16 protein-coding genes and 3 tRNA genes are annotated in these 13529 nt (G+C 61.6%); 12 read left to right on the top strand and 7 right to left on the bottom strand.

Annotated elements, in window-relative coordinates:
* Positions 1–10 precede the first annotated feature (10 nt).
* Entirely contained in the window at positions 11–1096 is a 1086-nt protein-coding gene (locus LB571_RS28250; protein WP_015318013.1) for a spermidine/putrescine ABC transporter substrate-binding protein, read from the bottom strand.
* A gap of 91 nt (positions 1097–1187) precedes the next feature.
* On the opposite strand from LB571_RS28250, the gene LB571_RS28245 reads away from it, so the two are divergent.
* Both LB571_RS28245 and LB571_RS28240 read left to right on the top strand, forming a co-directional pair.
* Positions 1188–1802 (top strand): TetR/AcrR family transcriptional regulator, encoded by a 615-nt coding sequence (locus LB571_RS28245; protein WP_224599647.1) that lies wholly within the window; start codon positions 1188–1190, stop codon positions 1800–1802.
* A 126-nt stretch (positions 1803–1928) separates the two neighbouring features.
* Complete coding sequence (locus LB571_RS28240) at positions 1929–2498, top strand: DUF2569 family protein (protein WP_224599645.1); 570 nt, start codon at positions 1929–1931, stop codon at positions 2496–2498.
* A gap of 105 nt (positions 2499–2603) precedes the next feature.
* Here the strand turns inward: LB571_RS28240 and LB571_RS28235 are convergent.
* Positions 2604–2679: transfer RNA gene (locus LB571_RS28235), tRNA-Thr, on the bottom strand.
* A gap of 156 nt (positions 2680–2835) precedes the next feature.
* Here LB571_RS28235 and LB571_RS28230 point away from each other — a divergent pair.
* From LB571_RS28230 to LB571_RS28220, 3 genes are all read left to right on the top strand, one after another.
* Complete coding sequence (locus LB571_RS28230; protein WP_015318010.1) at positions 2836–3003, top strand: hypothetical protein; 168 nt, start codon at positions 2836–2838, stop codon at positions 3001–3003.
* Positions 3004–3196: 193 nt separating this feature from the next.
* Positions 3197–3421, top strand: a complete 225-nt coding sequence (locus LB571_RS28225; protein ID WP_015318009.1) for a hypothetical protein — start codon at positions 3197–3199, stop codon at positions 3419–3421.
* 291 nt (positions 3422–3712) lie between these two features.
* Positions 3713–4018 (top strand): BA14K family protein, encoded by a 306-nt coding sequence (locus LB571_RS28220; RefSeq protein WP_140720544.1) that lies wholly within the window; start codon positions 3713–3715, stop codon positions 4016–4018.
* 67 nt (positions 4019–4085) lie between these two features.
* On the opposite strand, the gene LB571_RS28215 is transcribed toward LB571_RS28220, so the two are convergent.
* Complete coding sequence (locus LB571_RS28215) at positions 4086–4508, bottom strand: hypothetical protein (protein ID WP_224599690.1); 423 nt, start codon at positions 4506–4508, stop codon at positions 4086–4088.
* A 101-nt stretch (positions 4509–4609) separates the two neighbouring features.
* Positions 4610–5431 (bottom strand): HTH-type transcriptional regulator BhcR, encoded by an 822-nt coding sequence (gene bhcR / locus LB571_RS28210; protein ID WP_023773060.1) that lies wholly within the window; start codon positions 5429–5431, stop codon positions 4610–4612.
* A 208-nt stretch (positions 5432–5639) separates the two neighbouring features.
* Here bhcR and gcl point away from each other — a divergent pair, with 208 nt between their 5' ends.
* From gcl to LB571_RS28195, 3 genes are all read left to right on the top strand, one after another.
* Positions 5640–7421, top strand: a complete 1782-nt coding sequence (gene gcl, locus LB571_RS28205) for a glyoxylate carboligase (RefSeq protein ID WP_140717295.1) — start codon at positions 5640–5642, stop codon at positions 7419–7421.
* Between the two features lie 162 nt (positions 7422–7583).
* Positions 7584–8381 (top strand): 2-oxo-tetronate isomerase, encoded by a 798-nt coding sequence (gene otnI / locus LB571_RS28200; RefSeq protein ID WP_224599643.1) that lies wholly within the window; start codon positions 7584–7586, stop codon positions 8379–8381.
* A 104-nt stretch (positions 8382–8485) separates the two neighbouring features.
* On the top strand, positions 8486–9397 hold the full coding sequence (locus tag LB571_RS28195; RefSeq protein ID WP_224599641.1) for a 2-hydroxy-3-oxopropionate reductase: 912 nt from the start codon (positions 8486–8488) through the stop codon (positions 9395–9397).
* Between the two features lie 121 nt (positions 9398–9518).
* Here the strand turns inward: LB571_RS28195 and LB571_RS28190 are convergent, their stop codons facing one another.
* Complete coding sequence (locus tag LB571_RS28190) at positions 9519–10367, bottom strand: TrmH family RNA methyltransferase (protein WP_224599635.1); 849 nt, start codon at positions 10365–10367, stop codon at positions 9519–9521.
* A gap of 200 nt (positions 10368–10567) precedes the next feature.
* Here LB571_RS28190 and LB571_RS28185 point away from each other — a divergent pair.
* A tRNA-Tyr gene (locus LB571_RS28185) sits at positions 10568–10652 on the top strand.
* 90 nt (positions 10653–10742) lie between these two features.
* A tRNA-Gly gene (locus tag LB571_RS28180) sits at positions 10743–10816 on the top strand.
* 78 nt (positions 10817–10894) lie between these two features.
* Here LB571_RS28180 and LB571_RS28175 read toward each other — a convergent pair.
* Complete coding sequence (locus LB571_RS28175) at positions 10895–11359, bottom strand: YidB family protein (protein WP_015318001.1); 465 nt, start codon at positions 11357–11359, stop codon at positions 10895–10897.
* A 131-nt stretch (positions 11360–11490) separates the two neighbouring features.
* Between LB571_RS28175 and LB571_RS28170 the strand changes: the two genes are divergently transcribed.
* Positions 11491–11748: a GlsB/YeaQ/YmgE family stress response membrane protein gene (locus tag LB571_RS28170; protein ID WP_015318000.1), complete on the top strand. Its 258-nt coding sequence runs from the start codon at positions 11491–11493 to the stop codon at positions 11746–11748.
* Positions 11749–11857: 109 nt separating this feature from the next.
* Here LB571_RS28170 and LB571_RS28165 read toward each other — a convergent pair whose 3' ends face one another.
* Positions 11858–12745, bottom strand: coding sequence for a DMT family transporter (locus LB571_RS28165; protein WP_140874004.1), 888 nt, complete (start codon positions 12743–12745; stop codon positions 11858–11860).
* A 293-nt stretch (positions 12746–13038) separates the two neighbouring features.
* On the opposite strand from LB571_RS28165, the gene LB571_RS28160 reads away from it, so the two are divergent.
* Positions 13039–13529: GTP-binding protein (locus LB571_RS28160; RefSeq protein ID WP_224599630.1), on the top strand; the 491-nt coding region annotated here is incomplete at its 3' end.

Here is a 13529-nt window from a genome sequence, read left to right as displayed (position 1 = left end):
GCGTATCGGCTCACTTGGCCTGCAGCATTTCGGTCCACATATCCTGCATCTTCTTGTCGAGGTCGGCGCTCGGCGCCGGATAGGCCTGCGCACGGGCGAGGAAGCCGGGCTGCTCGTCGAAGCGCAGGACCTTTTTCTGGTCGTCGGTCAATGCGGCCTTGGTGTTGGACGGCATGCCCCAGTAACAGGACGAGGTGGCGAGCCGTGCCTGGCCCTCGGGGCTCAGTATGTACTGGATGAATTTCAGCGCCATGTCCTTGTTCCTGGAATCCTTGAACATGGCGAGCGACTGCGACCACAGCACCGCACCTTCTTTTGGAATGGAAAAGTCCAGCGCCGGGTTTTCCTTGGCCAGCCCTGCCGTCACCCATTCGCCGCCGCCGACCAATATGTCGACCTCGCCGGTCGCCAGCGCCGTCTGGCTGGCGGTGACTTCACCGACCAGCTTGGCATTGGCCTTCATCTTGAGCAGCTCTTCCTTGAGCGCGGGCAGGTCGGCTTCCGTGAGATCGGCCGTCTTCTTGCCGATGGCCAATGCCGCCATGCCGATGACGGGGAGATAATAATCGTAGATGGCGACCTTGCCCTTGTACTTGTCTGATGTCAGCGACGCCAAGGATTGCATGTCCGCCGGATCGACCTTTGTCTTGTTGAAGCCGATCGTGTTGTAGCCGAACTTTTCGGTGATGCCGTAGCGCTTGCCGCCGACAATGGTCGAGCCGTCCATCTTCACCTGCGGGAAGAGATCGGCGAACGGCAGCTTGTCTTCCGGCAGCGGCTCGAACAGGCCTTTCTCGACGCCGCGCGGCACGTCGATGCTATCGATCACCATCACGTCCCAGTCGCCCGGCTGCGACTGCTCGATGATGGCCAGCCCGGCCCCGGTGCCTTCGAATTCCTTGACGTTGACCTTGACGTTGTTGGCTTCCTCGAAAGGCTGCAGCAGCGCCGGATCGGAATGGTCGCACCAGATCAGCGCGTTGAGATCGGCGGCTTCGGCGAGGCTGCCCGCCGCAAGCAGCAATGCCGTGGCGGCACATGCAGCGTGCATCTGGCGCTTCAGGACGGAAAGCGGATTGCCGGATTTGACGGACATCGAGTGTTCTCCCTTGCCTTTGTGGCTTCTTGCAAAAAACTGAACCAATTCTAAAATTGAGTCAATTCTGTTTTTGTGACAAGAGGCTGATATGAGCGGATTGCGGGCAAGGCAAAAGGCGGATCGCCACCGGCGTATCATCGAGGCGGCGGCGGCGCTTTTTCGCGAGGCCGGGTATGAGGGCGCCAAGATCGAGACGATCGCCGCGCAGGCCGAAGTCTCGATCGGCACCATCTACAATTACTACCAGAACAAAGGCGATATTCTCGGCGCCATCGTCTCGATGGAAGTCGACGAGGTGCTCAATGCCGGGCGCGGCGTGGTCGCCCGGCCGCCGGCCAATGTCGGCGACGCCCTGGACACGCTGATCGGCATCTATATCGAGCACTCGCTGCACTATCTCAGCAAGGAGATGTGGCGGCAGGCGATGGCGATCTCGACGCAACTGCCCGACAGCCCGTTCGGCCAGGCTTATACTGGCCTCGACTGCTCGCTCACCGAACAGATCCGCGCGCTGATCGCCCGCCTTCAGGAGATCGGCCTGGTGCGGCAGGATATCGACGGCACGGCACTCGGCGAATTGATCTTCAACAACATGAACATGATGTTCATCGAATTCGTGAAGCGGGATGAAGCCAGGATACCGGAGTTGAGGGCCGCGATACGGCGGCAGAACCGGATATTGGTGGCGGCGATCGGAGTGTGAGGGCGTCAGGAGCAGGCAGGACAAGTTGTCGCTTCGGCATCGGACGGCGTCTTACGCGATGATTGGCTCTTGAGTTGAGGTTGAAATCTGCTACAACTTATAAGGGTATAAAAGGGGGAAGGGTAAATGTGGACGTTTTCCATCTGGCATTGGGCGATCGTGCTGCTGCTGATCGGCGTGCCTGTTTTCTTTGCTGTCCGTTCAGCCGCGAAGCCGTCGCAGAATCCTGAGTCACTTGTGGGCTTCGGTGGCTGGCTGATGCTGCTGGCTATCGGTCAGACATTGTCACCGCTGCGCACGCTCGCCGATTTCGGCAATTCCGCCGACGCCTACCAGCAACTCATGACCCTCCCAAACGGCTCTCTGGCTGTGTATGGCGAGGTTGCCCTCAATCTGGCATTTCTGGCGCTTCAGCTGGTGGTGCTGGTTTCAATGCTGCGGCGAAGCCGTCGATTCCCGCAATTGTTTCTCTGCCAATGGTTTGCGATTCCTGTTGTGTTTATCCTGGATACGATCTGGATTTCGTCAATCCTGGGCGTTCCGGTAAACAAGGTGCTCGCAGGCGACGCGCTGGCGGCACCCATAGCTTCGTTTGTGGTGACCGGCATCTGGGCCGCTTATGTCTATAAGTCTGTGAGGGTGAGGAATACGTTCACCAGGACGAACGTGTCGGCCCAAATCGCGAGCGCTTCGTAAAGGGGGGTGGCGACGTAATCGCCCCACAAGGGGGTTTTCGGAGGACACTCCTGCGTCTCTACGGGGTTGGGGTGGCCTGCCACCCGGGGCTCGAAGAGCGTAGGGTGGTGCCCCCGGACGGAATCGAACCGCCGACCTTCGGTTTACAAAACCGCTGCTCTACCAGCTGAGCTACAAGGGCACGGCGCTCCGGTTAGCATATTTGTTGCGCCAGTAAAGACAAAACTCCGTTTTTGGGCATCAGCCGTGGTGGAGGATGCCCACGCGTCCGCATGCTGAAATCCGCGAACGCGCTTCCTACATCAGGGTAAGTGCAATGCGCTGAACGGAGTGTCGCATGATCAGGCTTGTCATCATTCTCCCTATCGTCGTCGTGGCGTGGATGCTGCTGGTGAAGCTCATCAGCGATGTGAAGAAGGCCAATGTCGACTGGACAGGCGTCACCACCTTCATCGGCTTTATCGCGCTCGCCTTCTGGCTTCGGCATATCACCGGCATGGGCTGAGTGGGGAGTGGGGAGTGGTGAGTAGTGAGTAGTGAGCAATTGCTGCCGGTCATGGCGCGAGCCGGTGCTGCCTACTCAGTTTCGCCAACAGTGCGCCAAAAAAATCTCCAGATCTGTCGAACCTTTCGCCGCGGCGCGCCGACTGATCCTCAGAGGCGAATGGTCGCCTCGATCAGAGATCCAGGAGATCATCATGTTCAAGCGCAGTTTCGTTTCCAGCATCGTCGCCATCGTCGTTGCAACCGGCGCGCTCGCCGGCACCGTTCAGTCTTCGTCGGCTCACGGCATGCATCATCATCATCGTCATTTCGACGACTACCTGTACTACCAGGATTACCCGGACTATCCGGATTACTGGTGGGTCTATGGCCATCACCATCATCGTCATCACCACCACCGCCACATCATCCTCTACTGAGCGCAGCCTGGCGGCTTGATTGAAACCTCCAGCAAAGGGCGGCTTCGGCCGCCCTTTTCTCATCGAACGCGGCGCTTCCAGTCGCCGTCACGGACGATGACCGATCGGCGCAAGGTGCCTGAAGTGCCGGAATGGATGATCAACGTCGGCGAGGGTCGCCACGCCTTTTCAGCCAGCGAATTCCTGCTCTTCGAAAAAAATCAAAACCCCGTCGAACCTTTTTCCTTGCCGCAACGACAGATCATCAAGAGGCGGATGGCTCGCCTCTCCAAACGAAGCAAGGAGATCATCATGTTCAAGCGCACACTCGTTTCCGGCCTCATCGCCACCACCGTCGCCGCCACCGCTTTGGTCGGCACCGTCCAGCCCTCTGCTGCCCACTCGCATCACCACGGCCTCGGCATCGGCATCGCCGCCGGCGTCGGCGGTTTCGTTCTCGGCAGCCTGCTTGCCCAGCAGCAGCCGCGCACCGTCTATGTCGAGGAAGATGGCGGTTCCTGGCACGTCCGCCGCTGCTTCGATCGCTACTCCAGCTACGACCCGGACTCCGACACCTATATCGGCCGTGACGGCTACAGCCATTACTGCCGGCTCTGAGTGGCGGCGGGCGACTGGAAAGAGGGATTGCGAGGCAGCCCCTCTTCGTCGTTTGAAGACCGTCTTTCTAGAGGTGCATCTTCGGGTCGAGGATCGGCAGACCGGCCGCGCGGCAGGTGCCGCCAATCTGAAGCCGGGCAGCCTCGGTCTCGTCGCCCATCGCGACCAGTTCAAAGCGGCTTGCGGCGTCCGGGTAGACCTTGGCGATGAATGGCTTGTCGCCGACGCCGGATGAGGTTTTGGCATTGACGGTGCCGCAAACCACGATCTCCTGGCGGCCATCAAGCATTCGCTCGCCTGCTAACATGGTTCCGAACCTGGCGGAGGCTGAATCCGGCAGCCGCTGGCGGATACCGGCCGTGATGATCTCCTCCAGCGCGAGCGAGATCGGGATGGGATTGACCCGCTGGTCGCCGGTATCGGGTCGTGGTGCCGCCGCCACACATCCGCACAGCGAAACGGCAAGCAGAAGCTGAACCACTTTCCTCATGCGCGCCCTTTCGCATGCATTCGAACGCGACGGCAAGACGGTCAAATCCCATGCAGCCGGCGGCATGCAGCGATTTTCGGCGCGTCTAGTCTATCCCTTGATCAGCCTGCCTTCGAGCCGCCGATCATTTTCGTCACTTCGGCCGCCGCGTCGCGCACCAGCGGGCCGATCTCGGCCAGCCGCTCGGGCGTGACCCGCACCGTCGGCCCGGACACGGAAACGCCACCGATCGGCTCGCCATACTCGTTGAAGATGGCGGCGGCCACGCATCGCATGCCGGGATGGCGCTCCTCATCGTCGACCGACCAGCCGCGATGCTTGATGACGGCCAGATCGTGTGCGAGGGCGGAGATGTCGGAAAGGGTCTTGTCCGTATAGCGCTGCAGGCCCGCCTTGCGCAGGATGGTTCCGACGCGCTCCGGTTCGAGATGCGCCAGCACCGCCTTGCCGATTCCCGAGGCATGGAAAGGGCTGCGCGTGCCCGGCCGGAAGAAGGCGCGGATCGCCTGGTGCGTCTCGACCTGGTTGACGAAGACCACGCAATCGTCTTCCGCGACGCCGAGATTGGCGGTCTCGCCGGTCTTCTCCATCAGTTCCTGCATGACGATACGGGCGCGGTCGACCAGCTTGCGGCGGCGCAGGAACGCCGCGCCCATGCGGTAGGTCTCGACGCCGATCGACCAGAGCTGGTCCGATGTATCGAACTCGACCATGCCGTGGTTTTCGAGTGTCGTCAGCATGCGGTAGGCGGTGGAGGCGGCAAGCCCGCTCTGCGCCGATATCTCGCTCAGCGACAGGCCGCTGCCTTCCGCGACAATGGCCAGGATACGCAAGGCCCGGTCGAGCGACTGCACCGAGGCAGCTTCGGCCGGACCATTGAAGGCGCGCGGGCGGCCACGCTGACGTTTTTCGCTCGTTTCCATGGGCTGGCATTCTCGACCGTTTCTCCCAACATGCAACGAAAAAGTTTTTCATGAAATTCTCGGTGCAAATCCTGGAAAAGGGAAAAAGAAACACAATCAGATGGTAAGAGCTGTTTTTTAGAAATGAAAAAATATTCTGAAAAAATTGAAAAAGCGCTCGCCCGATGACATTCTTAGCCATCCAACAATCATCTCGTGGAGGCTGGAAATGGCCAGGATGCGCGCTGTCGATGCCGCTGTTCTCGTTCTCGAAAAGGAAGGCATGTCCTGTGCCTTCGGCGTGCCGGGTGCGGCGATCAATCCGCTGTACTCGGCATTGAAGGCGAGGGGCACGATCCGCCATGTCCTTGCCCGCCACGTCGAGGGCGCCTCGCATATGGCCGAAGGCTATACCCGAGCCAAGGCGGGCAATATCGGCCTCTGCATCGGCACATCGGGGCCGGCCGGCACCGATATGATCACCGGGCTCTATTCGGCCGCGGCCGATTCCATTCCGATCCTGTGCATCACCGGCCAGGCGCCGCGCGCGCGGCTGAACAAGGAGGATTTCCAGGCTGTCGACATCGCCGCGATCGCTGCGCCCGTCGCCAAATGGGCGGTGACGGTGATGGAGCCCTATCTGGTGCCGATGGCGCTGCAAAAAGCGTTCCATTTGATGCGCTCGTCGCGGCCGGGTCCGGTGCTGATCGACCTGCCGGTCGACGTCCAACTGGCCGAGATCGAGTTCGACATCGATGCCTATGAGCCGCTGACGCCATTCAAGCCGGCGATGACGCGCGCCCAGGCCGAAAAGGCGCTGGCGATGCTCAACGCGGCCGAGAAGCCGCTGATCGTTGCCGGCGGCGGCATCATCAATGCCGACGCGTCCGACCTGTTGATCGAGTTTGCCGAGATCACGGGCGTTCCGGTCATTCCGACGCTGATGGGCTGGGGCGCGATTCCTGACGATCACCGGCTGATGGCCGGCATGTGCGGGCTGCAGACCTCGCACCGCTACGGCAACGCCACCATGCTGGAAGCCGATTTTGTCTTCGGCATCGGCAACCGCTGGGCCAACCGTCACACCGGTTCGGTGGACGTCTACACCAAGGGCAAGAAATTCATCCATGTCGACATCGAGCCCACACAGATCGGCCGTGTCTTCGCCCCCGATCTCGGCGTCGTTTCGGATGCGGGGGCGGCACTGAAGATGCTGCTCGACGTCGCCACCGAGTGGAGGACGGCGGGCAGGCTGCGCGATTGGTCGGGCTGGGCCAGGGAGTGCCAGGGCCGCAAGAAGACGATGAAGCGCAAAACCCACTTCGAACAGGTGCCGCTGAAGCCGCAGCGTGTCTACGAGGAGATGAACAAGGCGTTCGGCCGTGACGTCACTTATGTCACCACCATCGGCCTGTCGCAAATCGCCGGCGCGCAGTTCCTGCATGTCTACAAGCCGCGCAACTGGATCAATTGCGGCCAGGCCGGCCCGCTCGGTTGGACCTTGCCGGCCGCACTCGGCGTGCGCGCCGCCGATCCCGAGCGCACCATAGTGGCGCTTTCGGGCGACTACGACTTCCAGTTCATGATCGAGGAGCTGGCGGTCGGCGCGCAGCACAAGCTGCCCTATATCCACGTCGTCGTGAACAATGCCTATCTCGGCCTGATCCGCCAGGCGCAGCGCGGCTTTTCGATGGACTATGAGGTCAGCCTTGCTTTCGAGAACATCAACCGGGCCGACGATCCGGAGGCGGGCTATGGCGTCGACCATGTCGCCGTCGCCGAGGCAATGGGCTGCAAGGCGGTCAGGGTGCGCAAGCCGGAGGAATTCGCCGGCGCCTTCAAGCAAGCGCAGCGGTTGCTGAAGGAACACCAGGTTCCGGTCGTGCTCGAATTCATTCTCGAACGGGTCACCAACATCTCGATGGGGACCGAGATCGACAAGATCACCGAATTCGAAGACCTTGCCGAACATCAGGAAGACGCGCCCACCGCGATCGTGATGCTGGACTAAGCCATGCTGATATTCAGGTGAGGCCGGCCTGCAAACGGCGGCTTCCGGTGCTCACGTACGAAAAGTACGCTCCGCTCCGGTTCTCGGAAACCACCATTTTCGACTCGGCCTGACCTGAATCTCAACACGGCTTTGGTTCCAGGCAAGAAAAGGAGAAAAAGAATGCCGCGTTTTTCAGCCAATCTGTCGATGCTCTTTGGCGAGCATGATTTCCTCGACCGTTTCGATGCCGCCGCCCGCGCCGGATTCAAGGGGGTCGAATATATCGGCCCTTACGATCATGCGCCCGAGGTGGTCGCCGCCCGACTGAAGAAGAATGGCCTGACGCAGGTGCTGTTCAACCTGCCGGCGGGCGACTGGGCCAAGGGCGAGCGTGGCATCGCCGTGCTGCCGGACCGCGTGCCGGAATTCCGCCAGGGCATTGCCAGGGCGATCGCCTACGCGCAGGCACTTGGCTGCGGGCAGGTCAACTGCCTGGCCGGCATCGCGCCAGCCAATGTCGACCGCAAGGTGCTGGAGGATGTCTTTGCCGAAAACCTGGCTTTCGCGGCGGAGAAACTCGATCAAGCCGGCATCAAGCTGCTGATCGAGCCGATCAACACCCGCGATATCCCGGGCTTCTTCCTCAACTACTCCGACCAGGCGCTGACGCTGATCGACCGCGTCGGCTCGAAGAACCTGTTCCTGCAATATGACATCTACCACATGCAGATCATGGAGGGGGATCTCGCCCGTAAGATCGAGGCAAACCTCGGCCGCATCGCGCATATCCAGCTTGCGGACAATCCCGGCCGTCACGAGCCGGGGACGGGCGAGATCAACTACCCCTTCCTCTACGAGCATATCGACCGGATTGGTTATGCCGGCTGGATTGGCGCGGAGTACAAGCCCAAGGCCGGCACCGAAGCAGGGCTAGGCTGGTTCCGGGATCTGGCCGGGCAGGGGAGCGCGGCGGCCTAGGAGCTTCCTTCTCCCCGTCTCTATACGGGGAGAAGGTGCCGGCAGGCAGATGAGGGGCAGCGCCACCTTCCGATAATTCGAGCAAGATTCTCTGGAGAAAACACATGGAAACCATCGGCTTCATAGGGCTGGGCATCATGGGCGCGCCGATGGCGGGGCATCTGCTGGCGGCCGGCTACAGCGTCATCGCCAGCGACCACCGCTCAAAACCACCGGCCGATCTCGTCGCCAAGGGTCTGAAGTCGGTCGCCGGCCATGCCGCCGTCGCGAAGGCCGCCGAGATCATCATCCTGATGGTTCCCGACACGCCGCAGGTGGCCGATGTGCTGTTCGGCGACAACGGAGTCGCGTCCGGCCTGGCCAAGGGCAAGCTGGTGATCGACATGAGTTCGATCTCGCCGATCGAGACAAAGGACTTCGCGAAAAGGATCAACGATCTCGGTTGCGATTATCTCGACGCGCCGGTTTCCGGCGGCGAGGTCGGCGCCAGGGCGGCTTCGCTCACCATCATGGTCGGTGGTGAGGAACCGGCCTTCGAGCGCGCAAAACCCGTGTTCGAGAAAATGGGCAAGAACATCACTTTGGTCGGACCCAATGGTGTCGGCCAGACCACCAAGGTCGCCAACCAGATCGTCGTCGCGCTGACCATTGAAGCGGTCGCCGAAGCGCTTGTTTTTGCATCAAAAGCTGGGGCCGACCCAGCCAAGGTCAGGCAGGCGCTGATGGGCGGGCTGGCCGCCTCGCGCATTCTCGAAGTGCATGGCGAGCGCATGGTCAAGCGCACCTTCGCGCCGGGCTTCCGCATCGAACTGCACCAGAAGGATCTCAACCTGGCGCTGGAGGGTGCGAAGGCGCTTGGTGTGTCGCTGCCCAACACTTCGACCGCCCAGCAACTGTTCAATTCCTGCGCCGCCAATGGCGGCGCGAAGGAAGATCATTCCGCGCTGGTGAGGGCGCTGGAGCGGATGGCGAATTTCGAAATCGGCAAGGAGGCAAGAGAAATCAAAGCGGCATAGGGTCGGAAGAGGGCGGCGTAACGTTCCCAGGCCGTCAACTTCCGTCTTAACCCAGCAACGGGTTCCGGCAAGCATCGCCGGGACCCGTTTTGATTTCTGGCGGGAGGCTTGCCGCTTCCAGTCAGCCGCGCTTCAGAAATGCCCGCGCCGCATAAAGGCTCACCGCCGCCGCGTTCGACACATTGAGCGAGCGGATGGCGCCGGGCATGTCGAGCCTGGCCAGCGTCGTCACCGTCTCGCGCGTCTTCTGCCGCAGGCCCTTGCCCTCGGCGCCGAGCACCAAAGCGATCCTGTCGCCGGCAAAGCTGGTTTCGAGCTCAGCCGGCCCGTCCGAATCGAGCCCGATGGTCTGGAAGCCCGCTTCGTGCAACTGGCCGAGCGCATCGGCGAGGTTCTTCACCTCGACCTGGTCGATATGCTCAAGCGCACCGGAGGCGGATTTTGCCAGCACGCCTGATTCCTGCGGGCTGTGGCGCGCCGTGGTGATCAGCGCGCCAGCGCCGAAAGCGACCGCCGAACGCAGGATGGCGCCGACATTGTGCGGGTCGGTGACCTGGTCGAGCACCAGCACCAGCCTTGTGTCGCCAAGTGCGTCGAGGCGCTTGGGCTTCAGCGGCTCGGCCTCGATCAGCACCCCCTGGTGCACAGCGTCCGATCCGGTAATCTTGTCGATGTCCCTGGGTTCGACCAGTTCAGCCTTGAAGGGCAGGGCGGCGAGATCGGCGATCTCGAGCCGTTCGGCCGCATTGCGCGTCACCAGCATTTTCTTGATCCGGCGGCGCGGATTGTCGAGTGCAGCGCGCACCGTATGCAGGCCATAGAGCCGTACCAGCCCGTCGGCTGCGTTTTCGCCTGGTGGCACTGGTTGCCGTGGCTTGAATGGCGGCGCGCCGCCGCTCTTCTCGTCGCGAAAGGCGCGGCGCAGCTTGGCGTAATGGGTGTCTTTGGGGGTGTTGGAACTGTTGCTCATGGCCGGCTTCTATAGCCGTCTCCTCCGGCCAAGGATATGCCCTGTCGCCGCAGCCGGCGAACAACATCGAAAAACCGTGGCCGCGCGGTTGACACCCAATGGCCTTGCCGCCATAAGGCGCTTCGCTGGTTTCGGAGAAGACATCTATCTCGGGTCCGGATCGGCAAGAATGCCTCGTTGCATGGCTCCGGCGGCAGACTGGAGAGGTGCCCGAGTGGTTAAAGGGGACGGACTGTAAATCCGTTAGCTTAGCTTACGTTGGTTCGAATCCAACCCTCTCCACCACTGCCGGCCCGGAAGCCTGAAACGCGTAAAGCATCGGAGGCGAAAAGCGCATGGCGCTTTTCCGGGAAATCCGATACTTCAGTGCAAGGCGCGGGTATAGCTCAGTGGTAGAGCAGCAGCCTTCCAAGCTGAATATGCGGGTTCGATTCCCGCTACCCGCTCCAGATTTTCAGCGAAACAACCGGCAAGCCGAAACACTGCGCGGCAGGCGCGCAGCGCTTCAGGCATTGGTGGGCGCCGCGTCAGCTGTTGAAGGCGGAGGCGACCTGGTGCTGTTGCGGTACCTGGCCGTTCGGGGTCAGCTTGTCGACGATGCCGGGCAAGGCGGCCGATAGCTGCTTGAGCAGCTCCTGCTCGTCGAGCCCCGTCCTTTGGGCGATCTCGCGAATGACCTGCGGTCCGATCGCGTTGCCCAACTCATTGGCCCCGATTGACTGGTTCTGCCCGGTGCCGACCCAGGAGTCGGCGACATTGCCATGGCCGGCGTTCTTGAGCTTGTCGAGCAGCCCGCCCAGTCCGCCGAGCAGCCCACCGTCACCGGACGCGGTTCCGACAGGCGTGGGATCGGCGGGCGCCGGCGCCTGAGCCTGGTCCGGCTGTTCGGCGCTTCTGCCGCTCAGCATCTTCCCAACCAGCAGCGCACCGAGCGCGATCATCAGCGGTTTGGTGATATTGCCGCCGGGAACGGCGTTGTCAAAAAGTCCCATAGTGGATCCTCCATTTCAACCAAGCCCAGCCCGTCTTCAACAATGGCGCATTCGGGGGGAATTTCAAGCTGGCTTGAGCTTTTGACAATCATATGAAAATGTCCGATTGGCGGAGGAATGGAGAGGAAAAAATGGGTATCATCAGCTGGATCATTCTCGGCGTCATTGCCGGGTTCATTGGCAGTAAGATCGTCAACAAGACCGGTCAGGGCATGATCATGGATATCGTGCTCGGCATTGTCGGCGCCATAGTCGGCGGGCTGATCTTCAGCGCCTTCGGTGCTTCGGGTGTGACCGGCCTCAACATCTATAGCCTGATCGTCGCCGTCGTGGGTGCCGTCGTGGTGTTGTGGGCCTATCATCAGTTCGCGGGCAAGCGGACCATCTAGACGCAATCGGCGGATTATCGGCTGCCGAATTCTGAATTGCGCTAACCCGCCGTCGGTGCTGACCGCGCTCACGGTATCGGAAACTATTATGCCGGTGCGTAGCCGCGGATCAGGCAACCACGGCCAGCCGACGCTTGCGCTGGTCTAGCGACACGATGGTCAGCCCACTGGCGACAACCAGCAGGATGCCGCAGACCGCCAGTGCATTGGGGAATTGCCCGAACACCAGCAGGCCCGAAATGACGGCCCAGACCGTGAAGCAGTAATAGAACGGCGCGACCGCGCCGGTCGGCCCGACGCGATAGGCCATGAAGATGAAGAAGTGGCCGAAGATCAGGAAGAAACCGGCTCCCGCCATCAGCATCAGGTGGTGCGCCTCCGGCGCCACCCAGCGCTCGGAAACCAGATGCGCGGCGCCTGCGCCGATCAGGACCACGACGACCGCCGAGATCGCCACGATCATTCCTGGCACTTCGGCGGCGATCTTGCGGCCGGCCAGATCGCGCGCGGCGGCGAACGTCGCGTTGCCGAGCGCCAGCAAGGCATAGACCGAAATGCCTTGCATGGTCGGCTGCGCCACCATCAGCGCGCCGATGAAGCCCAGCCCGATCAGCGCCATGCGTTGGCCGCCGATACGCTCGCCAAACAGGATCGAGGAGCCGACCAGCATCAGCAGCGGCGTGATCTGCCCCAACGCGGTGGAATCGGCGATCTGCATGTTGGCGAGCGCGACGACGTAACAGAGGATCGCCGCCAGTTCGAGGAGGTTCCTGCGCAGCACCCGCCTGTCGAAGATCAGCGGGATCTGCTTGCCGTAGCCGAGCGCAAACAACAGCGGAAGGCCCCACAGCGTTGCCGCGGCACCACGCAGGAAGAGCACTTCGTAGGAGGGCAACCCCGACGTGGCGAGCTTCATCATCGTGTCGTTGACCAGATACGACCCGGTCGAGACGATCATGAACAGCGGGCCGCGAACGGCAGTCGGGATGAAATACATCGGCGCAGGAAATCAGACGCGGATCGCTGCCGCAATGGGCCATGAACCGCCGATAAATCCGACAGCGACTGACGTGGAGACCCGAGCAATCCTCGCTTTGCTCCCTCGGTTTTCGCCCATTCCATTTTCAACGACGGATCCCCATATCAGCGCCACATCCCCGCAATCGGATCATGGGTTCTGGCCGAGTGAGATGGCGCCCGGGCAAAAGACGCTTGTGTTTTTTGGCCTTTGTCGCTAATCGCCCCGCATTCGACTGAACTGAAGGTCCAGGCCGTCCAAGGAAAGAGACTATGGCAAAAGGTAAATTCGAGCGCACCAAGCCTCATGTGAACATCGGCACGATTGGTCACGTCGACCATGGCAAGACGTCGCTGACGGCGGCGATCACCAAGTATTTTGGCGAATACAAGCGCTACGACCAGATCGACGCGGCGCCTGAAGAGAAGGCGCGCGGCATCACGATCTCGACGGCTCACGTCGAATACGAGACCGCCAACCGCCACTATGCCCACGTCGACTGCCCCGGCCACGCCGACTATGTGAAGAACATGATCACCGGTGCCGCGCAGATGGACGGCGCGATCCTGGTCGTGTCGGCCGCCGACGGCCCGATGCCGCAGACCCGCGAGCATATCCTGCTTGCCCGTCAGGTCGGCGTGCCGTCGATCGTGGTGTTCCTGAACAAGGTCGACCAGGTCGACGATGCCGAGCTGCTCGAACTGGTCGAGCTCGAGGTTCGCGAACTGCTGTCGAAGAACGAATTCCCCGGCGACGACATTCC

The sequence above is a fragment of the Mesorhizobium sp. BR1-1-4 genome (assembly GCF_020165375.1).
GTDB lineage: Bacteria > Pseudomonadota > Alphaproteobacteria > Rhizobiales > Rhizobiaceae > Mesorhizobium > Mesorhizobium australicum.
This window is presented reverse-complemented; position numbering and strand designations above follow the sequence as displayed.